Annotated in this window: 15 protein-coding genes and 1 tRNA gene; 4 read left to right on the top strand and 12 right to left on the bottom strand. The window is 62.7% G+C overall.

Annotation, left to right across the window (positions count from 1 at the left end):
• Positions 1–63: 63 nt before the first annotated feature.
• A complete protein-coding gene (locus AC07XM_RS12290; protein ID WP_060519285.1) occupies positions 64–1,506 on the top strand; it encodes an alanine/glycine:cation symporter family protein in 1,443 nt (480 codons plus the stop codon).
• A gap of 72 nt (positions 1,507–1,578) precedes the next feature.
• Positions 1,579–2,568 carry an asparaginase gene (locus AC07XM_RS12285; RefSeq protein WP_102689013.1) on the top strand — a complete coding sequence of 330 codons (990 nt, stop codon included), beginning with the start codon at positions 1,579–1,581 and terminating at the stop codon, positions 2,566–2,568.
• Between the two features lie 106 nt (positions 2,569–2,674).
• On the opposite strand, the gene AC07XM_RS12280 is transcribed toward AC07XM_RS12285, so the two are convergent.
• The 10 genes from AC07XM_RS12280 to AC07XM_RS12235 form a co-directional block, all read right to left on the bottom strand.
• Positions 2,675–2,770: transfer RNA gene (locus tag AC07XM_RS12280), tRNA-Sec, on the bottom strand.
• Between the two features lie 6 nt (positions 2,771–2,776).
• The gene (gene selB, locus AC07XM_RS12275; RefSeq protein WP_102689014.1) at positions 2,777–4,699 is read right to left on the bottom strand and encodes a selenocysteine-specific translation elongation factor; all 1,923 of its coding nucleotides are present in this window, start codon (positions 4,697–4,699) and stop codon (positions 2,777–2,779) included.
• The gene (selA, locus tag AC07XM_RS12270; RefSeq protein ID WP_060519289.1) at positions 4,696–6,123 is read right to left on the bottom strand and encodes an L-seryl-tRNA(Sec) selenium transferase; all 1,428 of its coding nucleotides are present in this window, start codon (positions 6,121–6,123) and stop codon (positions 4,696–4,698) included. The genes selB and selA overlap by 4 nt, the downstream gene beginning before the upstream one ends.
• Positions 6,124–6,277: 154 nt before the next feature.
• The gene (fdhE, locus tag AC07XM_RS12265) at positions 6,278–7,204 is read right to left on the bottom strand and encodes a formate dehydrogenase accessory protein FdhE (protein ID WP_023048323.1); all 927 of its coding nucleotides are present in this window, start codon (positions 7,202–7,204) and stop codon (positions 6,278–6,280) included.
• A gap of 4 nt (positions 7,205–7,208) precedes the next feature.
• The gene (locus AC07XM_RS12260) at positions 7,209–7,865 is read right to left on the bottom strand and encodes a formate dehydrogenase subunit gamma (protein WP_016484674.1); all 657 of its coding nucleotides are present in this window, start codon (positions 7,863–7,865) and stop codon (positions 7,209–7,211) included.
• Positions 7,862–8,812: a formate dehydrogenase subunit beta gene (gene fdxH, locus AC07XM_RS12255; protein WP_016484673.1), complete on the bottom strand. Its 951-nt coding sequence runs from the start codon at positions 8,810–8,812 to the stop codon at positions 7,862–7,864. Before fdxH ends, AC07XM_RS12260 begins: the two co-directional genes overlap by 4 nt.
• Complete coding sequence (gene fdnG, locus AC07XM_RS12250) at positions 8,812–11,880, bottom strand: formate dehydrogenase-N subunit alpha (protein ID WP_139138803.1); 3,069 nt, start codon at positions 11,878–11,880, stop codon at positions 8,812–8,814. The genes fdxH and fdnG overlap by 1 nt, the downstream gene beginning before the upstream one ends.
• A gap of 128 nt (positions 11,881–12,008) precedes the next feature.
• Positions 12,009–12,770, bottom strand: coding sequence for an SDR family NAD(P)-dependent oxidoreductase (locus tag AC07XM_RS12245; protein WP_016484670.1), 762 nt, complete (start codon positions 12,768–12,770; stop codon positions 12,009–12,011).
• Between the two features lie 24 nt (positions 12,771–12,794).
• A complete protein-coding gene (locus tag AC07XM_RS12240; protein WP_016484669.1) occupies positions 12,795–13,580 on the bottom strand; it encodes a sulfite exporter TauE/SafE family protein in 786 nt (261 codons plus the stop codon).
• A gap of 31 nt (positions 13,581–13,611) precedes the next feature.
• On the bottom strand, positions 13,612–14,637 hold the full coding sequence (locus AC07XM_RS12235; protein ID WP_060519291.1) for a TauD/TfdA family dioxygenase: 1,026 nt from the start codon (positions 14,635–14,637) through the stop codon (positions 13,612–13,614).
• Positions 14,638–15,047: 410 nt separating this feature from the next.
• On the opposite strand from AC07XM_RS12235, the gene AC07XM_RS12230 reads away from it, so the two are divergent.
• Complete coding sequence (locus AC07XM_RS12230; RefSeq protein ID WP_023048325.1) at positions 15,048–16,442, top strand: aminotransferase-like domain-containing protein; 1,395 nt, start codon at positions 15,048–15,050, stop codon at positions 16,440–16,442.
• Positions 16,443–16,643: 201 nt separating this feature from the next.
• On the opposite strand, the gene AC07XM_RS12225 is transcribed toward AC07XM_RS12230, so the two are convergent.
• Positions 16,644–17,192, bottom strand: coding sequence for a single-stranded DNA-binding protein (locus tag AC07XM_RS12225; protein ID WP_016484656.1), 549 nt, complete (start codon positions 17,190–17,192; stop codon positions 16,644–16,646).
• A 9-nt stretch (positions 17,193–17,201) separates the two neighbouring features.
• Positions 17,202–18,596 carry an MFS transporter gene (locus tag AC07XM_RS12220; protein WP_016484655.1) on the bottom strand — a complete coding sequence of 465 codons (1,395 nt, stop codon included), beginning with the start codon at positions 18,594–18,596 and terminating at the stop codon, positions 17,202–17,204.
• Between the two features lie 129 nt (positions 18,597–18,725).
• On the opposite strand from AC07XM_RS12220, the gene uvrA reads away from it, so the two are divergent.
• On the top strand, positions 18,726–21,560 hold the full coding sequence (gene uvrA, locus AC07XM_RS12215) for an excinuclease ABC subunit UvrA (protein WP_060519295.1): 2,835 nt from the start codon (positions 18,726–18,728) through the stop codon (positions 21,558–21,560).
• Positions 21,561–21,619: the final 59 nt, after the last annotated feature.

Genomic DNA, 21,619 nt, shown 5'->3' with positions numbered 1-21,619 from the left:
AGCGGTGCGCCTGCCGTCCGCTGGTCTTTCCACACGAAGAATAAGAATCGAGGTCATTTTCCAATGCTCGAAGTACTCAACGATTTCCTTTCGGGGAAACTCCTCATCGTGCTGATCGTAGGGCTGGGTAGCTACTTCACTATCCGTTCGCGTTTCGTGCAGTTCCGCCATTTCGGCCACATGTTCACCGTTTTCAAGGAATCGCTGCGTGGCCAGGCAGGCCAGCTGAGCTCCTTCCAGGCTCTGATGCTCAGCCTGGCCGGCCGCGTAGGTGCCGGTAACATTGCCGGTGTCGGTATTGCCGTGACCCTGGGTGGCCCGGGCGCCGTGTTCTGGATGTGGGTCACCGCACTGGTGGGCATGTCCAGCAGCTTCTTCGAGTGCACCCTGGCACAGGTCTACAAGCGTGCAGACGGCGACGGCCTGTACCGTGGCGGCCCGGCGTACTACATCCAGCACGGCCTGAAGCGCAAAAGCATGGCCATCGTGTTCTCGATCCTGCTGCTGGTCACCTACGGCTTCGCCTTCATCGGCCTGCAGTCGTACACCGTGACCCATTCGCTGCAGAACGCCTTCAACTTTGCCCCAAGCCAGACCGGCATCGTCCTGGCAGTGCTGCTGGCCATCACCTTCATCGGCGGCATCAAGCGCATCGCCGCCGTGTCGGACCTGCTGGTCCCGATCAAGACCCTGGCCTACATCGGCGTGACCCTGTACGTGATCGGCACCCAGATCGAACACGTGCCGGCCATGCTCGAAACCATCTTCAAGAGCGCCTTCGGCCTCGACCCGGCGTTCGGCGGCCTGCTCGGCAGCGCCATCGTCATGGGCGTGAAGCGTGGCGTGTTTGCCAACGAAGCGGGCCTGGGCAGCGCACCGAACGTGGCCGCCGTGGCCGCCGTCAAACACCCGGGCGCCCAGGGCGTGGTCCAGGCCTTCAGTGTGTTCCTCGATACCTTCGTGATCTGCACCTGCACTGCGCTGCTGATCCTGCTGTCGGGCTTCTACACCCCAGGCTTCGAGGGTGACGGCATTGTCCTGACCCAGAACTCGCTGGCTGCCGTGGTCGGTGACTGGGGCCGTGTGTTCGTCAGCGTGGCGCTGTCGCTGTTCGTGTTCACCTGCATTCTCTACAACTACTATCTGGGCGAAAACAGCCTGCAGTTCCTCACCCGCAACCGTGTGGTGCTGATGGTGTTCCGTGGCCTGGTGCTGGCACTGGTGGTGTGGGGCTCGATGCAGGACCTGTCGACCGTGTTCGCCTTCGCCGACATCACCATGACCTGCCTGGCTTTCGTCAACCTGGTGGCCCTGGCCCTGCTGTTCAAGGTCGGCCTGCGCGTCATGCGTGACTACGACGACCAGCGCAAAGCCGGCATCGGCCAGCCTGTGTTCGATTCGTCCAAGTTCGCCGACCTGGACCTGGACCGCAATGCCTGGCCTGCCAATCCGCAGGTGGAAACAGCCGCTGACAAAGCAGCCGTCCAGGCTCAGCCGCAGCGCTGATATCCTCCCCTGCCCAGCCGCCCCTTCTGCGGGCGGCTTTTCTTTCTCCGCTCACCGCTACGGATGTTTTCCATGCGTGCAGTCAAGAATCTTCTCGTTCTCTACACCGGTGGCACCATCGGCATGCTCGAAACCCCGGAAGGCTTGGCGCCGGCCGGTGGCTTCGAAGCGCGGATGCGCGAACACTTCGCCCACATGGCCGATGCGCCCCGGCTGCAATGGACCTTGCAGGAACTGAACCCGCTGCTCGACAGCGCCAACATGCAGCAGCACAACTGGCTGGCGATGCGCGATGCCATCGTCGAAGCCGTGGAGGTGACAGGCCATGATGGCGTGCTGGTGCTGCACGGTACCGACAGCATGGCTTACAGCGCTGCGGCGTTATCGTTCTTGCTGCTGGGTTTGCCAGTGCCGGTGCTGCTGACCGGCTCGATGCTGCCGGCAGGTGCCACAGACAGCGATGCCTGGGCCAACCTGTGCGGCGCGTTGCACCAGTTCGAATCCGGCCTGGAGGATGGCGTGCAGCTGTACTTCCATGGCCAGTTGCTGCATGGCTGCCGGGCATCAAAGTTGCGCAGCGAGGCGTTCGATGCCTTTGCTGCGCTGCCGCGCCATCGTGACGGCGAGCGGGCCCATGTTATCCCTGCCGAACTTGGCTACAAGCATCCGCGTCAGCCGGTCAACCTGGCGATCGTGCCGGTGTTCCCCGGGCTGCAGGCCGCGCACCTGCAAGCCTTGATCGACAGTGGTGTGCAGGGCTTGCTGCTGGAGTGCTACGGCAGCGGTACCGGGCCGTCAGATGACCAGGCGCTGCTGAGTGTGCTGAGCGCAGCACGCCAGCGCGGCGTGATGCTGGCGGCTATCAGCCAGTGCCCTGAGGGTTCGGTGGTGTTCGATACCTATGCGGCGGGTAACCGCTTGCGTGGGGCCGGGCTGGTCAGTGGCGGTGGCATGACCCGTGAGGCGGCGCTGGGCAAGATGGTTGCGCTGCTGGGGGCGGGGTTGGATGTGGATACTGCAGAACAGTGGTTTGCCCTGGATCTGTGTGGGGAGCGGGCTTAGGCTTCACCCTTCAGGGCCTCTTCGCGGGTGAACCCGCTCCCACAGGTACCGTGCAAGTCCCAAGAGCTGTGAAGCGCCCCGTAGAGCCCCGACAGGCGAATGAAAATGGCGGAAGGCAGCGGGAGTCGAACCTGCCCGGGAACGGCTGCCGTCCCCAACCGGGTTTGAAGCCCGGCCGCGCCACCGGGCGCGATTGCCTTCCTTGAACTCAGTGCCTGGCCTGTTGCTGGGCCAGGGCGCTGTCGGCGCGGATGTGACGCTGGTCGGCCACCCTGCGGGTCAGGCCGATGCGGTCGAAATATTCCAGAATCTGCACACTGCGCTTGCGACCGATGCCCAACATATCGCGAAACGCGGCCACCTGCACTATCGGAGTTTCGTTGGCCTGCCCCAGCAACAGCTCTGCCATGCGCTGTAATGTTGCCTCAGGGTAGAACAGGTCACGCACCACCTGATGCACCACACCGAGCCGAGCCAGCTTGCGCAGCAGCAGGCGCACTTCGGCTTCGGCGCAGTTCTCCTCATTTGCCAGGGTCCTGACCCAAGGCGGATCGTACTGCCCCGCCAGCAACTTCGGCTGCAAACGCGCCCACAAAGCACTGTCGGCTTCGCTCAATTGCACCTTGTGATCGGGCAAGTGCATCCAGGGCCCGCTGCTGGCGATGGCGCCGTCATCGAGCAGTTCATCCAGCAGGCTGACGAATGCCGGCCGCTCAAGGGGCAAGGCCGCAAAGCGGCGCAGGCGGTCTCGGTCCGGCCCGAGCTGGTCAGGCTCCTGCTCATGGAACCGCGCCAACTGCTCCACCACCTGTTGCTTCAGCGCCAGCCACTGGCGGTTGGCAAACAGCAGTTGCCCCTGCCGCGTGGCCACCACCCCTACATCCTCCGGCAGCTGCCATGTTGCACGCGGGCGATTGAACTGCCGCTCGAGCCGCTGGGGGTCAATACCACCGGGCGCGGTAGCGAGCAGTGCTGGCAAGGCCTGCTCCAGGTCCTCGGTATCTCGTAGTACCTGCAACTGGCGCAGGCGCTCATCGCTGCGGCGCTGCCGGCTTGGCGCGAACGGGTCCAGTACTTTGCCGCCCCCCAAAGTACGCTGGGCACGCTGGTCACGCAGCACCAGGCGATCGCCGTGCACGGCCTGCAACGGCGCGTTGAGCAGCAGCTGGGCGAACATGCGCTGGCCCGCCACCAAGGACTCGCCTTCGAGCAAGGCCACGCGGGCGGTTACATCCTGGGTGCCGAGGTGCACGTGTACAGCGCTGAAATGCTCAAACGTGCGGGGCTCGCCCGGCAGCAGGTTCAGCTCGATATCCACCCGCACGCTGGGCGCATGCAGCCACTCAGGCACCAGCCAGTCACCCCGATGCACGTGGTCCAGCGCCAGGCGTTCGGCCGTGATATTCAACGCCACCCGTTGGCCCGCCTCAGCCACCAGCGCGGCCTGGTTCTGCGCATGCAGGCCTCGTACCCGCACCGGTTTGCCGGCCTTGCCCAGCAACAAGGTGTCACCGGCACTGACGCGCCCCGCCAGCGCCGTGCCGGTTACCACCACGCCGGCACCGGTAACCGCGAAAGCACGGTCCACAGCAAGACGAAAACCGCCGCTATCGCTGCGCTGCCGCACCGTGGCTTCGGCCTCCAGCAAGGCCTGACGCAGCGCAGCTACGCCTTCCCCACTGATGCTCGACAATGGAAACTGCTGCGCCCCGGCATAGGGCCCGCGCGCCAGCAGCTCTTCGACTTGCAGCTTAACTTCGGCCACGCGCAAGGGCTCGACGCGGTCGCATTTGCTGATCGCCACCAAAGCCTGGGGAATGCCCAACAGCTCGATGATCGCCAGATGCTCGCGGGTCTGCGGCATGACCCCGTCGTCGGCAGCCACCACCAGCAACACCAAGTCGATACCCTGGGCACCAGCCAGCATGTTGTGGATAAAACGCTCGTGACCCGGCACATCGATGAAGCCGGTCAGCGGTGCACCTTCAACCAGCGCCGCGTAGCGATAGCCCAGGTCAATGGTCATGCCGCGTGCACGCTCCTCCTGACGCTGGTCGCCGGCCTGCCCGGTCAGCGCCTGCAGCAGTGCGGTCTTGCCATGGTCGATATGGCCGGCGGTGCCGACGATCACTGCACCGGCCCCAGTTGCAGGGTGGGTAACTGCGCCAGCCACTCGGCTTCGTCATCCAGTTGGCGCAGGTCCAGCCACAGAGCGTCGTCATCGATACGGCCGAGCACCGGTACCGGCAGGCCGCGCAGCGCCCGCTCCAGCACATGCAGGCTGCGCCCTCGCAACTTCTTCGATACCTGCGGGCGCAGGCACAGGGCTGCACTGGGCAGGCGCGCCACCGGCTGGCTGCCACTGCCGATCATGCCCAGCGCCGGCTCCACGCTGACAGCCCATTGCTCACCGAGGCGAGCCTTGAGCTCAGGGGCCAGGCGTTCGGCCTGGGCCTGTATGTCGGCCTGGCTACGGGTCAACAGACGCAGGCTGGGCAGGCGCTCGGCCAGGCGGTCAGGGTTGCGGTACAGCGCCAGCACCGCTTCGAGTGCAGCGAGGGTGATCTTGTCGACGCGCAGCGCACGCTTGAGTGGGTTTTTCTTGATCCTGGCAATCAAGTCCTTGCGACCGACGATAATCCCGGCTTGCGGCCCGCCCAGCAGTTTGTCGCCGCTGAAGGTGACGATGTCGGCACCGTCGGCCAACGCCTGACGCACCGTGGGCTCGGCGGGCAAGCCCCAGCGGGTGAGGTCCAACAGGCTGCCACTGCCCAAGTCTTCGAGCAGCGGCAGTTCATGCTGGTGGGCGATGCGCGCCAGCTCGGCCGTGGGTACATGGGTGGTGAAGCCCTGGATGCTGTAGTTGCTGCAATGCACGCGCATCAGCAAGCCGGTGCGCGGGCCGATGGCAGCCTCGTAGTCGCGGGCGTGGGTGCGGTTGGTGGTGCCGATCTCGTGCAACTTTACGCCAGCACGGGCCATGATGTCGGGGATACGGAATGCGCCGCCAATCTCGATCAGTTCTCCCCGCGAAATGATGCCTTCTTTGCGTGCACCCAAGCTATTGAGCGCCAGCAACACAGCGGCAGCATTGTTGTTGACCACGGTGACGGCTTCGGCACCGGTCAGCTCGCGGATCAGGCCTTCGATCAAGTCATCGCGGTCGCCACGTTTGCCGGTGGCCAGGTCGAACTCCAGGTTGAGCGGATAGCGGGCGGCGGTTTGCATGGCCTCAATGGCTTCTTCCGGTAGCAAGGCGCGGCCCAGGTTGGTGTGCAGCACGGTGCCGGTGAGGTTGAACACGCGGCGGACCTGGCTTCGTTGCTGGGTGGCCAGGCGCTCGCCGGTGCGACCCAAGAGGATTTCGGGGGCCAGTTCGGCGGGGGTGAGTTGGCCTTGCCGGGCGGGTTCGCGCAGGTCGTCTAGCAGTTGGCGCAGCGTATTCAGCACGCCCTCGCGGCCGTGGCGATCGATCAACGGGAGGCAGGCCGGGTGGCGCAGGAGGGTGTCGATGGAAGGCAGGCGTGGGGTGTTATCGGCGAGGCTTGAAGACATCAGGTACTACCTTGAGCTGGTCCGTTGTCTGTTCTGGCCTCTTCGCGGGGCAAGCCCGCTCCCACAGGTATTGCACCGATGTCAAAGCAGGTACTGTACCTGTGGGAGCGGGTTTACCCGCGAAGAAGGCAACTCGGTGTTTCAGTGTAGACACTCACCCACCACCCGGGGCGAGCATCAGGTTGGGCGCCAGGCGATGAAAGCCCTCCTCGTCCAGGCGCATATCCAGCGCCAGGCTGGCCAGGTCATCGGCCAGCGGTTCGGCCGCCGCGTCGTTCTCCAGGTAGTTCTGCTTCAGGTAGCTGTTGCACCCCGGGCAGCATTCGGCGCGCAGCGGCGCCTTGCCCGGCGCGTGGCGGTCATCCTCCAGGCTGGTGTAGCGCAAGTCCTTGCTCGACTCGCAGTACACGCATTTGACCCGCACCACATGCCACTCACAGGCGCACAGCGAACAGGCCAGATAACGCAAACCATTGTGCTTGCCACGGTTGCGCACCACCCCGGCCATAGCCGGCGAACCGCACGCCGGGCACTGGGCCAGGCTACCGGCGGGCTTGAGTTCAGGCGCCGGCAGCGCCAGCAACCAACTGGACCAGGCTGCCTGCAGCGCAGCCCCCAGGAACGGCACCAGTGCTGCAGGCACCGCATCGTACTGGCCAGCCAGCAAGGCAATGCCCCAGCCTTTGCGCTGGTGGTCATCACTGCCGCGCAGCGCCTGCAACGCCTCCCCCATCGGGCCGGTTGTTGCGCCGCTGAAGTGCTCTAGCAGGGCTTGCAACCAGACAAGCCACGGCCCTTCACGCACCAGGCTGTCGGCCGCCAGCGGCGGCAAACCATGGCTTATGCACAGGCGCTGGCGCTCCTCGGCCACCGGCATGCCGGCGGGGGGGTTATCCACAAGCTGCTGCTGGATGCGGCATAACCGTGCAATCAACTGCAGGTAGTCACCAAGGGCATTGCCTTCGGCCAGTTGCTCAAGGCGTGCAGCACGCAGCTCGAACAGATTGGCGGGGGGCAGGTGCAAAAAAGGCGGCGCTACTGCCGACGCTTCAATCTGCCCGGGTTCGAGTATCGTGCTCAAGCGCTTATCCTTCTTTTCGTCCGTGATTGCCCGGTGTCTTGTCACCGGTGACTTCGCGGTACCACAACGCATGGTGCTTGCGCGCCCAGGCACGGCTGACCCAGCCGTGCAGCATGGCGCCGATCGAGCCCTTGATCCAGATGCCGGCGTAAATGTGCACGATGATGCTGAGAATCAGCACGAAGCCCGCCAGCGCGTGAGCCAGCGACGCCAGGCGAATCGCGCCGATGTCGAAGAAATGGCTGAAATACGCCCGCCAGATCACCACGCCGCTAACCAACAACACCAGCATGCACAACAACAGGGTCCAGAACAGCAGCTTCTGCCCTGCGTTGTACTTGCCGATGGGGGGTACGCCGTCCTCGCGGTTGACCATCACCCGATCAATGCGGCGTAACCACAGGCGGTCGTTGGCGGTGATGAAGTTGGCGCGCCAGAAGCGCACCACCAACCCGAGGAAAAACACGAACATCGCCACGCCCATGAACGGGTGCAGGATGCGTGTCCACGGCCCGCCGCCGAACAGATGGCTTAACCAGAACAGCGCCGGGTGAAACAGCGCCAGCCCGGAAAGCCCGGCCATGAAGAACAGAATGGCGACGATCCAGTGGTTGGTCCGCTCGTTGGCGGTGTAGCGCAGGATGGGTTTGTTATCGTTCATGGCCGCTGCTCCCCTTGCCCACCGGGCTGCTTCGGATCGTAGACATGCACCGCGGGGTCCACTTGGTGCACGCTGTCATCGGGCGGCGTCGGGTGTTCGTCTTCCTCTACCCGCTGCGGGCCAACCCGCACGTAGTGGAAGAACCCCGCCAGCACCGCTGCGCCCATGGCCAGCAGCGCCAGCGGCTTGGTGAAGCCTTTCCACAGCCCCACCAGCGGGCTGATCACCGGCTGGTCCGGCAGGCCGGCGTACAGCCTCGGCGTGTCGGCATGATGCAGCACGTACATCACGTGGGTGCCACCGACGCCGTCCGGGTCGTACAACCCCGCCTTGTCGTAGCCCCTTGACTTCAGGTCGACGATGCGCTCGGCAGCGTGCACCTTCATCTCGTCCTTGCTGCCGAACACGATCGCACCGGTCGGGCAGGTTTTCACACAGGCCGGCTCCAGGCCCACGCTGACGCGGTCGGAACACAGGGTGCACTTGTACGCCTTGTGGTCCTTTTGCGAGATGCGCGGGATGTTGAACGGGCAGCCGGTGATGCAGTAACCGCAACCAATGCAGTGGTCCTGGTTGAAGTCGACGATACCGTTGGCGTGCTTGATGATCGCCCCCGGGCTGGGGCAGGCCTTCAGGCAACCGGGGTCGGCGCAGTGCATGCAACCATCCTTGCGGATGAGCCACTCCAGGTTGCCGTCGTCGCGCTCGTGCTCGGTGAAGCGCATCAGGGTCCAGGTCTCGGCGGTGAGGTCCTGGGGGTTGTCGTAGGTACCGTGGTTGTGGCCGACCTCGTCACGCAGTTCGTTCCACTCCGAGCACGCCACCTGGCAGGCCTTGCAGCCGATGCACTTGGTGGTGTCGATCAGCTTGGCGACTTCCTGCTGCTGACGTACCGAAGACGGTACGGTGGTGGTGGCCGAGCGGGCGATGATGTCTTGGCTGGCCATCAGAGTTTCTCCACTTTGACGAGGAACGACTTGGACTCCGGCGTCTGCGTGTTGCCGTCACCAAGGAATGGCACCAGGGTATTGGTCAGGTAGCCATGCCGCGTTGCGCCGGTGAAGCCCCAATGCAACGGGATGCCGATCTGGTGCACGGTCTGGTTGTTGACCTGCAGCGGGCGAATCCGCTTGGTCACTACCGCCACCGCATCGATATGCCCGCGTTTGCTCGACACCCGCACCCGGTCGCCGGCCTTGATGCCTTTCTCATTGGCCAGCACCTCGCCTATCTCGACGAACTGCTCGGGCTGGGCAATGGCGTTGAGCCGGCAATGCTTGCTCCAGAAGTGGAAGTGCTCGGTCAGCCGGTACGTGGTCGCCGCATAGGGGAACTCGTCGTGCGTGCCGAGGGTGTCCCACACCGAGTCGAAAATGCGCCCGGCCGGGTTGCTGACCACCTTCTTGTTCTGCGGGTGCAGCGGGTTGATGCCAATCGGTGTTTCGAATGGCTCGTAGTGCTCGGGGAACGGGCCTTCGGCCATTTTGTCGATGGCGAAGAAACGCGCCACGCCCTCGGGGTTCATGATGAACGGGTTCATCCCCGCTTCCGGTGGCGAGTCGACCTTGAAGTCCGGCACGTCGGTGCCGGTCCAGGCCTTGCCGTTCCACCACACCAGGCGCTTTTTCTCCGGGTCCCACGGCTTGCCTTGCGGGTCGCTGGAGGCACGGTTGTAGAGGATGCGGCGGTTGGCCGGCCAGGCCCAGGCCCAGTTCTGCACCTGATGCATGCCGTAGGGGTCGCTGTTGTCGCGACGGGCCATCTGGTTGCCCTGCTCGGTCCAGCTGCCGGCGAAGATCCAGCAGCCAGACGCGGTGCTGCCATCGTCCTTCAGTTGCCCGAAGCCCGACAGCTGCTGGCCAGCTTTGAGCATGGCGCCGGTGGCGTCGGTAACGTCGGTGACTGCCCAGCCGTTCATCTCCTTGGCCAGCTCCTCCGGGGAGGGCTCTTCAGGGATCTTGTACGGCCAGCTGATGTTCATCAGCGGGTCGGGGTAGGCGCCGCCCTCGGTCTGGTAGCGTTGACGCAGGCGCAGGAACAGCTCGCTCATGATCTGCACGTCGGTGCGGGTCTCGCCAGGGCCGTCGGCGCCCTTCCAGTGCCACTGCAGCCAACGGCTGCTGTTGACCAGCGAGCCGTCTTCCTCGGCGAAGCAGGTGGTGGGCAGGCGGATCACTTCGGTCTGGATACTGGCCGTGTCGACGTCGTTGAACGGCCCGGCATTGCGCCAGAACTCCGAGGTCTCGGTAGCCAGCGGGTCCATGATCACCAGCCACTTGAGCTTGCCCAACGCCGCAGTCACGCGGTTCTTGTCCGGCAGCGCAGCAATCGGGTTGAAGCCCTGGCATACGTAGCCGTTAACCTTGCCTTGGCTCATCATCTCGAACATGCGCAGCACGTCATAGGCAGGCACGTCGAGCTTGGGCAGCCAGTCGTAACCCCAGTTGTTGTCTGCCGTGGCGTTGGCGCCGTACCAGGCCTTCATCAGGCTGACGTGGAACTTGCCATAGTTCTGCCAGTACGACAGCTGCCCAGGGCGCAATGGCTTGGAAGCGCGCTTGTCGATGTAGCTGGCGTAGTCCTGCTCGGCATCGCCAGCCAGGGTCAGGTAACCCGGCAGCGAGTTGGACAGCAGGCCGAGGTCGGTCAGCCCCTGGATGTTGGAGTGCCCGCGCAAGGCGTTGACCCCGCCACCCGGCATGCCGACGTTACCCAACAGAAGCTGGACCATGGCCGCGCTGCGAATGATCTGCGCACCGATCGAGTGTTGCGTCCAGCCCAGCGCATAGAGAATCGTCATGGTCTTGCCCGGTACCGAGCATGTGGCGATCTCTTCCCAGACCTTCATCATGGCATCCTGCGGCATGCCACAGATCATGCTGGCCAGTTCCGGGGTGTAGCGGCTGTAATGCTGCTTCATCAGCTGGAACACACAGCGAGGGTGCTGCAGGGTCGGGTCGACTTTGGCAAAACCGTCCTCACCCAGCTCGTAACCCCAGCCGGACTTGTCGGCATACACACGCTTGGTCTCGTCGTAGCCGCTGAACAGCCCATCCTCGAAGCCATAGCTCTCTTTGACGATGAACGACACGTCGGTGTAGTTGCGCACGTACTCGTGCTGGATCTTGTCAGTACTCAGCAGGTAATTGATCAGCCCGCCCATGAAGGCGATGTCGGTACCGGTACGGATCGGCGCGTAGTAATCCGCGACCGAAGCGGTACGGGTAAAGCGTGGGTCGACCACGATCAGCCGCGCCTTGTTGTGCGCCTTGGCCTCGGTCACCCATTTGAAGCCGCACGGATGCGCTTCTGCTGCGTTGCCACCCATCACCAGGACCAGATTCGCGTTGGCGATATCGGACCAGTGGTTGGTCATGGCGCCACGGCCGTACGTCGGGGCAAGACTTGCCACCGTCGGGCCATGTCAGACACGTGCCTGGTTATCGAACCCCAGCATGCCTGTTGCGCGGACGACCTTGTGGGTCAGGTAGCCAGCCTCGCTAGAGGCGGCGGAGGCAGCAAGAAAACCGGTGGTAAGCCAGCGGTTGACAGTTTGCCCCTGGGCGTTCTTCTCGATGAAGTTGGCGTCGCGGTCCTGCTTCATCAGGCCGGCGACGCGGTCGAGCGCCTCATCCCAGCTCACCCGCACCCACTCCTTGCTGCCAGGCTTGCGCACCTCGGGGTACTGCAGGCGGCTTGGGCTGTGGATAAAGTCCAGCAGGCCGGCACCTTTCGGGCAGAGCGTGCCACGGTTGACGGGATGGTCGGCGTCACCTTCGATGTGGATGATGCTCTGTTTAACGTTTTTGCCCGCATCGCCCTGGCTGTACAGGATCAAGCCGCAGCCGACCGAGCAGTAAGGACAAGTGTTACGGGCTTCTTTGGTATGCGCCAGTTTGAAGTGGCGCACCTGCTCGGCGAAGGCCGGCGTCGGGGCCATGCCCAACGCTGCCAGGCTCGAGCCTCCAAGGCCGACTGCGGCGACCTTGAAGAATTGCCGACGGTTGAGGTCCATCGTGCACTCCTGATCAGGTTTCGGGCGCTCGTGGCATTGCCGGCACCTCGGGTCATCACGGTGGCGGCAAAGTGATGCCGCCAACCGTTAAGACTAGTCAAGAATGGCAAAAGTGCGATTGATCCCGGTCAGCACCGCGGCAGATTGCGCGCCACGTTCAAGGCCGCACTGCTCTGCGCCACCGGCATGATTTCGAGCGTATTGATGTTTACGTGTGGCGGCTGTTCGGCGATCCAGGCAACCATGGCGGCAATGTCCTCGGGCAGGATTGCCTGCACATCACGGTACAACGCATCCACCGCATTCAGGTCGCCGTTCAGGCGTACCACCGAGAAATCGGTCCCGGAACACAGCCCAGGCTCGATGTTGCTGACCCGCACGCGGGTGCCTGCCAGATCGGCGCGCAGGTTCAGGCTGAACTGACGCACGAATGCCTTGCTTGCGCCATAAACATTGCCACCCGGGTAGGGGTAAGTGCCAGCAATCGAACCCATGTTGATGATCATCCCACTGTCGGCTTCGACCATCTGTGGCAACACCGCATGGGTGACCATGGCCAGGCCGGTTATGTTTGTGTCGATCATGCGCTGCCAGTTCTCGGCGCTGCAGGCCTGAGCCCGCTCGATACCCAGCGCCAGGCCTGCGTTGTTGACCAGCACATTGATGCTCGACGCAGCTTCGTTGATCTGCGCCACTGCTGCGCTGATCGACTGCCCATCAGTCACATCCAGCGCCAGTGGAATGAAGTTGTCGCCAAGCTCATGCTCCAGTGCCTGCAGCTTGTCCATACGGCGGGCACCACCGATCACACGGTAGCCCTTGGCAACCAAGGTGCGGCATATGGCTCGGCCAAAGCCTGAGGAGGCGCCAGTCACGAATGCAGTTTTCATCAGGTTTGTCTCCCAGAGGTATTGTCAGACCAGGTACTTCACGCCCAGGCTGGTGAACAGGCACAGCATGGAAAACACCAACACCTTGCGTACCACGTCATTCCCTTTGCGCAGTGCTAATGCACTGCCCATGTGATTGCCGAGGATGTTGCATGCCACCAGCGGCAACGCCAGCAGATAGACAACCTTGCCGGCCATGATGAAGGCGACCAGCGCACCGATATTGGAGGCGAAGTTGAAGGTCTTGGAGTTGGCCGAGCTGGAAACCAGGTCCATGCGCAGCAGGTAGTGAAACGCGATGATGAACATGCTGCCGGTACCTGGGCCGAAGAAGCCGTCGTAAAAGCCGATGGCCAGACAGGTCAACGGCACGACGGTGTAGAGCATCCGCGCCGACAGCACTCGCTCCTCTATCGGGCGGTCCTTGGGGGTGAGGAAAATCAGAATGCCGAAAGGGATCAATGCAAGGATGATCTTGCCCACGGTTTCCTGAGAGATCGAGACAATCAGGTGCGCTCCCAGGTAGGCGCCGAGCAGTGAGAAAGGTACGCCAACCAGTGCCACCTGCCAGACCATCTTGCTGTTGGCCAGGAAGTTGCGGATCGCGGCCAGCGTACCCAGCGTACTGACCAGTTTTTCCTGCCCCAGCGCTACCTGAGGCGGCATGCCCACCAGCAAAAACCCTGGCACCAGAAACAACCCGCCGCCCCCGGCAATGCTGTCCACAAAGCCCGCGACAAAGGCAATGGCGCCCAGCAGCAGGATCGCCAGCAGCCAGTGTTCCGCCCAGTAAGCGCCTAACAGTTCCATAGCAGTAATTCCGTCGAAAAATGAAGAGAAATCAGGAGAGCACTTCGTAAAGGTGATCGGCCCGGGCAAAGCGCACCCGGTTCAGGTCGTTGACCGCGAACACCCGTAGCAGCCAACGGTCAGCACCGTCGTTCTGCGGCTCGAAACCATCACGGGCATGCAGCACGCGCTGGTTCTTGAAGATCATGAAATCGCCTGGCAGCAGCAGGTGAGGCTCATCGAAACGCCGGGTTTCCAACAGACCGCGCAGGGTGGCCAGGGCCTGCTCGGCTCGCAGGTTCAGCCCGTGGGTGTTCTCGCTGTCGAAGCGGCACAGCCACTCGCCTGAATGGCCGCGCACCAGTACCGGCAACTCAGCGGTGCAACGGCGGTTACCGGTGAACGAATCAGGGCGGCGGATTTCGAACTGCGCTTCGCACAGTTCACGCACGGTGGCCAAGGGCAGCGACGCGATCACTGCGTCAAGGTTGACCAAGGTGGTACTGATACGCGGGTCACAGCGCATACCGAAGAACGACAGGTATTCCGGGCAGCAGGAAACACTACCCAGCGGCTCGGAGGACAATGGCAGGTCCGGATTGTCGACGTGATAGGAGAAGCGCAGCCGCGAGCCATGTGAACTCTTTTGGCTGGATGAAGTACGGGCAGGGATTACATGGCGAAACAGACGCCCGTCATTTTCACCCTCGTAGACAACCGGGTTGATGCCCATCAGATGCTGCATGGTCAGGCTGACAAGACAGGCAATCGGCGTGCTGCGCGGGCTGAGCACACCAGAGTAAGGGGTCGGAGGCACATCGCGATCGCGTGGGCAATTACGCACAATCATGCTGGTCAGTTGCGGATCCTCAACGAAACCCCGGATTTGCTGGCACAGTGCTTTGCCCAGGACCTCTTGCGCCTGCTCCTTGAGTTGCGGGTAAAGCTCTTTGCTGGTTTCGAAATCGAGCGGCGTATTGCTCAGCAAGGTTTGCCAGGCGCTGGAGACTACCCAGGGCAGGCGGATTTCCAGTGAGGTTTGAGGCTCGGCTGCTTGTTGCAGGTGTGCGCTTTCCATTTCAGGTGCTATTCCATTGGCCATTCGGTGTCTTGCTATGCCGGGCAGACGCGGCAGTTTTTGAAACCGTTCACACTTGAGCGATACGAGCGAGAGGTGCCGCTCCAGGCACCACCACATTGCATCGACTCAATCATTGTAATTACAAAAATAAACTCGATTCAATTACTTTGATTGGCCGATTGCCACCATCATTGAATCGACTCAATCAACTTATTGATTTCAAAAGATTTCTTTTAGCAGCGCTTTTAACGCGTGATCACGCGCGTGCACACCGGGCCAAGGCGAGCCCGCAGTGATGCGCGCCGATTCGCACCAATAGAGTTAATTCACACATCGGAAACGCGATTACCCCGATAAGAGCTTTCGTGCTAGGCTTCCGCGTTCTTGCAGATTCTGGTGCCATTTCCATGTGGGTTCCTCACTACAGCGACCTGGCGCAGCCGGTCTACCTGATGATTGCCGATGCTCTTGAACAGGACATTGGCAATGGCCGTCTGGCGCCAGGCGACCGCCTGCCAACACTCAAGGATCTCGCCGAGTCATTACAGGTGACGCCTGGCACTATCGGACGCGCCTATGACGAGGCCGCCAAAAGGGGTTTGGTGGTTGGCGAGGTTGGTCGGGGGACTTTCGTCCTGCAGCAACGGCCGGCGCGTGCCCCTGCCCCCACCGCATCTTTGCGGCCAGCACCGCCCAAACATGAAAGCGGCCAGATTGACCTTTCGATCATCAAGCCCAACGACGCGCACATGGCCGACTGGCTGCGCAGAGCAATTACCGAGCTGGCCTCATCCCCCGACCTTGACCAAGTGCTCGACTACGTTACTGACGGTGGCCATGCGACGCACAAGCAGGCTGGCGCCAGCTGGATTCAGCGCTGGCTGCCCGACGCTCGCGCGCAACAGGTGGTGCTGACCTCCGGCGCTCAACATGGGCTGCTGGTGGCCATCAGCAGCTTGTCGAAAAGCGATGATGTGATCCTCTGCGAGTCGCTCTGCTACCCCGGCATCATCTCCCTTGCCCACAGCATGGGCCGCCGTTTGCGCGGGGTAGCCATGGACGAGCACGGCCTTATTCCGGAGGCCTTGCGGGCCGCCTGCCAGGAGCACCGGCCGTCGCTGCTGGTATGTGTGACCACTCACCAGAACCCGACCAATTCGGTAATGCCGCACGCGCGCCGCGAGGCTATCGCGCAGATTGCCCGCGAGTTCGACCTGTTCATCGTGGATGACGATATCTACGGTTTCCTCGAACCGGCGCCTGACTACAAACCCTTGGCCGCCTATGCACCTGAGCGCTCGGTGTACCTGACCAGCCTGTCCAAAAGCGTGCTGCCGGCCCTGCGTATCGGCTACCTCTACGCGCCGCCACAAACGCTTTCACGGTTGTCGTCCATGGTGCGCAGCAGCGTCTGGATGCCCTCCCCGCTGATGGCCCAGTTGGCCAGCAACCTGATCAACAGCGGTATGGCCGATCAGCTGGTGCGGGAGCAGCAGGAAGAAGCCGCCGCACGGCAGCTCATGGCACAGGAAATCCTGGGCAGGTACAAGATTCGCAGCCAGCCCAACAGTTTCCATATCTGGCTGGAACTCCCTGAACCATGGACCAGCGATGAATTCGCCAACCTGGCGCGCAACAATGGCGTCACCGTGGTCAGCGGCAGCCAGTTTCTGCCTGAGCGCACACCCGCCAGCTGTGGCGTGCGTATCGCCCTGATGACGCCAAGCCGTGCCGAACTCAGCTTTGCCTTGACCAAACTCGCCAGCTTGCTGGATTCATCCGAACCACGGCTTTTCTACTAGCAATGAGCGAGGGTGAAGGGTGCTCACGAATCCGCTGACACGCCGGCGGCATTGGCATCAGTGGCGCAACGCCGAGTCCTCAACATGCAGCTTGGCTACGCGGCGGGGCGCGGCGCTCCCTCAGTATCGGAGGGGGCGCGCATAAAAAAACCCAGGGAAATGCCCTGGGTTTTCGATGTAGCGGACGCGTTACCGGTCGTGTCAGAACGGAATATCGTCATCAAAGCTGTCAAAGTCCGCAGCCGGCTGAGGCGCGGGCTGTTGCGGCGCCGGGCGCTGAGGGGCCTGTTGCGGGCGCTGAGCCTGTTGGCGAGGCGGTGCCTGGTTGTATTGCTGGGGCTGGCCACCCTGGTTGTAGTTGCCGCCACCCTGGTTGTACGGGTCGCCGCCCTGCTGCTGACCCTGTGGACGGCCGCCAAGCAGCTGCATGGTGCCGTTGATGTCGACGATGATCTCGGTGGTGTAGCGCTTGATGCCGTCTTTTTCCCACTCGCGGGTCTGCAGCTTGCCTTCGATGTAGCACTGCGAACCTTTGCGCAGGTACTCGCCGGCGATTTCGGCAACCTTGCCGAACAGCGACACACGGTGCCATTCGGTACGCTCGACCTTCTGGCCCGACTGCTTGTCGGTCCACTGCTCGCTGGTGGCCAGGCTCAGGTTGGTCACGGCGTTACCGTTGGGCAGGTAGCGGACTTCGGGATCCTGGCCACAGGTGCCGACCAGAATGACTTTGTTAACCCCACGGGCCATAACGTTCTCCTAGGCTTCGCACGCCGAAGAGGCCGGGTTAACCAGGCGCTCGAGGGTCGTACGGTCCAAAATTTTCGTATCCAGTTTGATATAGATGGCGGCTTCGTCTTCCACCACAACGGCGTCGGTTACACCCGGCACGGCCATCAGGCGCTCGGTCAGGCCGGCTTCCCGGACTGCCTCTGGCGTCAGCGGCATGCGCAGGCTGGTCACATAGGGCGGCTCGTTCATGCGCAACGCGACGACCAGCCAGATGGCACACAGTACCGCGCAACCGAGGAACACCATGTTCAGCCCGCCGTGCTGGAATAACCAGCCACCGAGGATTCCTCCCAAGGCAGCGCCGAGGAACTGGCTGGTGGAATAAACCCCCATTGCCGTCCCCTTGCCACCGGCAGGCGACACCTTGCTGACCAGCGAAGGCAGCGAAGCCTCCAGCAGGTTGAATGCGGTAAAGAATACCACGGTGCCAATCACCAGTCCGCGCAAACCGTCAGCCCACTCCCAGAAGTATATCTCTGTCAGCAGCAGGACACTGACCGCGCCAGCCAACACGCGTTTCATCTTGCGCTTTTTTTCGCCGTAGATGATGAACGGGACCATTGCAAAAAATGAGATGAACAGCGCGGTCAGGTATACCCACCAGTGCTCCTCCTTGGGCAGCCCCCCGCGCTCGACGAAGGCCAGGGGCAATGCGACGAAGCTGGCCATGAGGATGGCGTGCAGCACGAAGATGCCCAGGTCCAGGCGCAGAAGGTCCGGATGGCGCAGGGTCGGGCCGATGGCCTGGCGTGCCACACCCGACTCACGGTGCTGCAAAATGCTGTGCGTGTTGGGCACGACAAAAGCGACCAGCAGGATGCCGACCAGGGCAAGCCCGGCCGTGGCCAGGAACAATCCTGACAAACCGAAGGCACTTGTCAGCAATGGGCCGACGACCATGGCGACAGCGAACGACAGGCCGATGCTCATGCCGATCATGGCCATGGCCTTGGTCCGGTGTTGCTCGCGGGTGAGGTCGGACAGCAGCGCCATGACTGCGGCAGAAATCGCCCCGGCGCCCTGCAGGATACGCCCGGCGATCACCCCCCAGATGGAGTCGGCCTGTGCCGCCAGCACGCTGCCCAGGGCAAAGATCACCAGCCCCAGGTAAATCACCGGCCGCCGGCCGATGCGGTCGGAAATCATGCCGAACGGGATCTGCAGTACCGCCTGGGTCAAGCCATAGGCACCGATGGCCAGGCCGATCAGCGCTGGCGTGGCGCCGGCCAGGTCCATGCCGTAGGTGGCCAGTACCGGCAAGACCATGAACATGCCCAGCATACGAAAGGCAAAGACCAGGGCAAGGCCGCCAGCGGCGCGGGTTTCGCCGCCACTCATGCGCTCGTTGTGGGTGTCGTGCATGGATTAACCTCATGTGAACCGGCGGCGATTCTATCAGTCCGACAGCTTGACGGCATCTACGCGACGCTTTGCCGCGTACTGGCAGGGCGCCGTATACTTCTTTGTTTATGCCCGCCGAGCGAGGCCGCAGTGGACAAGATCCTGATTCGTGGGGCACGTACCCACAACCTGAAGAACATCGACCTGACCCTGCCCCGGGACAAGCTGATCGTGATCACCGGCCTGTCCGGTTCCGGCAAGTCGTCCCTGGCGTTCGACACCTTGTACGCCGAAGGCCAGCGCCGCTACGTGGAATCGTTGTCGGCCTATGCCCGGCAGTTCCTGTCGATGATGGAAAAGCCAGACGTCGACACCATCGAAGGCCTGTCGCCGGCCATTTCCATCGAGCAGAAGTCGACCTCGCACAACCCTCGCTCCACGGTTGGCACCATCACCGAAATCTACGACTACCTGCGCCTGCTATATGCCCGCGTCGGCACGCCACGTTGCCCAGATCACGATATTCCGCTGGAGGCGCAAACGATCAGCCAGATGGTCGACCTGGTGCTGGAGCGCCCGGAAGGCACCAAGCTGATGCTGCTGGCACCGGTCGTGCGCGAGCGCAAAGGTGAGCATCTGGCGGTGTTCGACGAACTGCGCGCCCAGGGCTTTGTGCGGGCCCGGGTAAACGGCAAGCTCTACGAACTTGATGAACTGCCCAAGCTGGACAAGCAGAAGAAGCACAGCATCGATGTGGTAGTGGACCGCTTCAAAGTCCGTGCCGACCTGCAGCAGCGCCTGGCCGAATCGTTCGAGACCGCACTCAAACTGGCCGACGGCATCGCCCTGGTGGCGCCAATGGACGACGAGCAAGGTGAAGAGATGATTTTCTCCGCCCGCTTCGCCTGCCCGGTCTGCGGACATGCCATCAGTGAGCTGGAACCGAAACTGTTCTCCTTCAACAACCCGGCTGGCGCCTGCCCGACGTGTGATGGCCTGGGGGTCAAGCAGTTCTTCGACACCAAGCGCCTGGTCAATGCCGAACTCACCTTGGCCGAAGGCGCCATACGCGGCTGGGACCGGCGCAACGTGTACTACTTCCAGATGCTGGGTTCGCTGGCCGCGCACTACGGCTTCAGCCTGGAGGAACCGTTCGGCGAGCTGTCGGCCGAGCACCAGAAGGTCATCCTGCAAGGCAGTGGGAAACAGACTGTCGACTTCAAGTACCTCAACGACCGTGGCGATATCGTCAAGCGCTCGCACCCGTTCGAAGGCATCGTGCCGAACCTGGAGCGCCGCTACCGCGAGACCGAGTCGGCCACCGTGCGCGAGGAACTGGCCAAATTCCTCGGCACCCAGCCTTGCCCGGATTGCCGGGGCACCCGCCTGCGCCGTGAGGCACGCCATGTCTGGGTAGGCGAAAAAACCCTGCCGGCAGTGACCAACCTGCCCATCGGTGAGGCCAGTAGCTACTTTGGCGAACTGACCCTGACCGGGCGCCGCGGTGAGATTGCTTCGAAGATTCTCAAGGAAATCTGCGAACGCCTGCAGTTCCTGGTCAACGTCGGCCTCGACTACCTGACCCTCGACCGCAGCGCCGATACCCTCTCCGGGGGCGAAGCGCAGCGTATCCGCCTGGCCAGCCAGATCGGCGCCGGCCTGGTCGGGGTGATGTACATCCTCGATGAACCGTCTATCGGCCTCCATCAGCGCGATAACGACCGCCTGTTGGCTACCCTAAACCATCTGCGAGACCTGGGTAATACAGTGATCGTGGTGGAGCATGACGAGGACGCCATTCGCCTGGCCGACTACGTGGTCGACATTGGCCCTGGAGCCGGTGTGCACGGTGGGCAGATCGTCGCCGAAGGCACGCCGCAGCAGGTCATGGACCACCCCGACTCATTGACCGGTAAATACCTGTCCGGCCGCAAGAAGATCGTCGTACCCGGCAAGCGCACGCCCCGCAACAAAAAACTGCAGCTCAAGCTCAAGGGCGCGCGCGGCAACAATCTGCAGAACGTCGATCTGGAAATCCCGATCGGCCTGCTGACCTGTGTGACCGGGGTATCCGGCTCGGGCAAGTCGACGCTGATCAACAACACCCTGTTCCCGCTGGCAGCCACTGCCCTCAATGGTGCAAGCACCCTGGAAGCGGCCCCGCACGGCAGCATGGACGGCTTGCAGCACCTGGACAAGGTGGTGGATATCGACCAGAGCCCGATCGGCCGCACCCCGCGCTCGAACCCGGCGACCTACACCGGCATCTTCACGCCGATCCGCGAGCTTTTCTCCGGCGTGCCGGAATCGCGCTCACGCGGCTACGGGCCGGGGCGCTTCTCGTTCAACGTCAAGGGCGGCCGCTGCGAGGCTTGCCAGGGCGACGGCCTGATCAAGGTAGAGATGCACTTCCTGCCGGACATCTACGTGCCATGCGACGTGTGCAAGAGCAAGCGCTACAACCGCGAAACCCTGGAGATCAAGTACAAGGGCAAGAACATCCACGAGGTGCTGGAAATGACCATCGAGGATGCCCGCGAGTTCTTCGACGCAGTACCCGCGCTGGCGCGCAAGCTGCAAACGTTGATGGATGTGGGCCTGTCGTACATCAAACTGGGCCAGTCGGCCACCACGCTGTCTGGCGGTGAAGCGCAGCGGGTGAAGTTGTCACGCGAGCTGTCCAAGCGCGATACCGGCAAGACCCTGTACATCCTCGACGAACCTACCACAGGCCTGCACTTTGCTGATATCCAGCAGTTGCTGGACGTACTGCATCGCCTGCGCGACCACGGCAACACCGTGGTGGTGATCGAGCACAACCTGGATGTGATCAAGACCGCCGACTGGCTGGTGGACCTGGGGCCTGAGGGTGGTTCCAAAGGAGGCCAGATCATTGCCTGCGGTACACCCGAAGAGCTGTGTGAGATGAAACAGTCGTATACCGGGCATTACCTGAAGCCGCTGCTGGCACGTGATCGGGGCTGAATGTTTCCGATGCAATGAAAAGCCCCTGGTACCGTCGGTGCCAGGGGCTTTTTTTGTTG

It is taken from the genome of Pseudomonas sp. GW460-LB5, assembly GCF_059423245.1.
The sequence above is the reverse complement of the archived record's forward strand: the minus strand, read 5'-3'. Positions and strand labels throughout refer to the sequence as shown.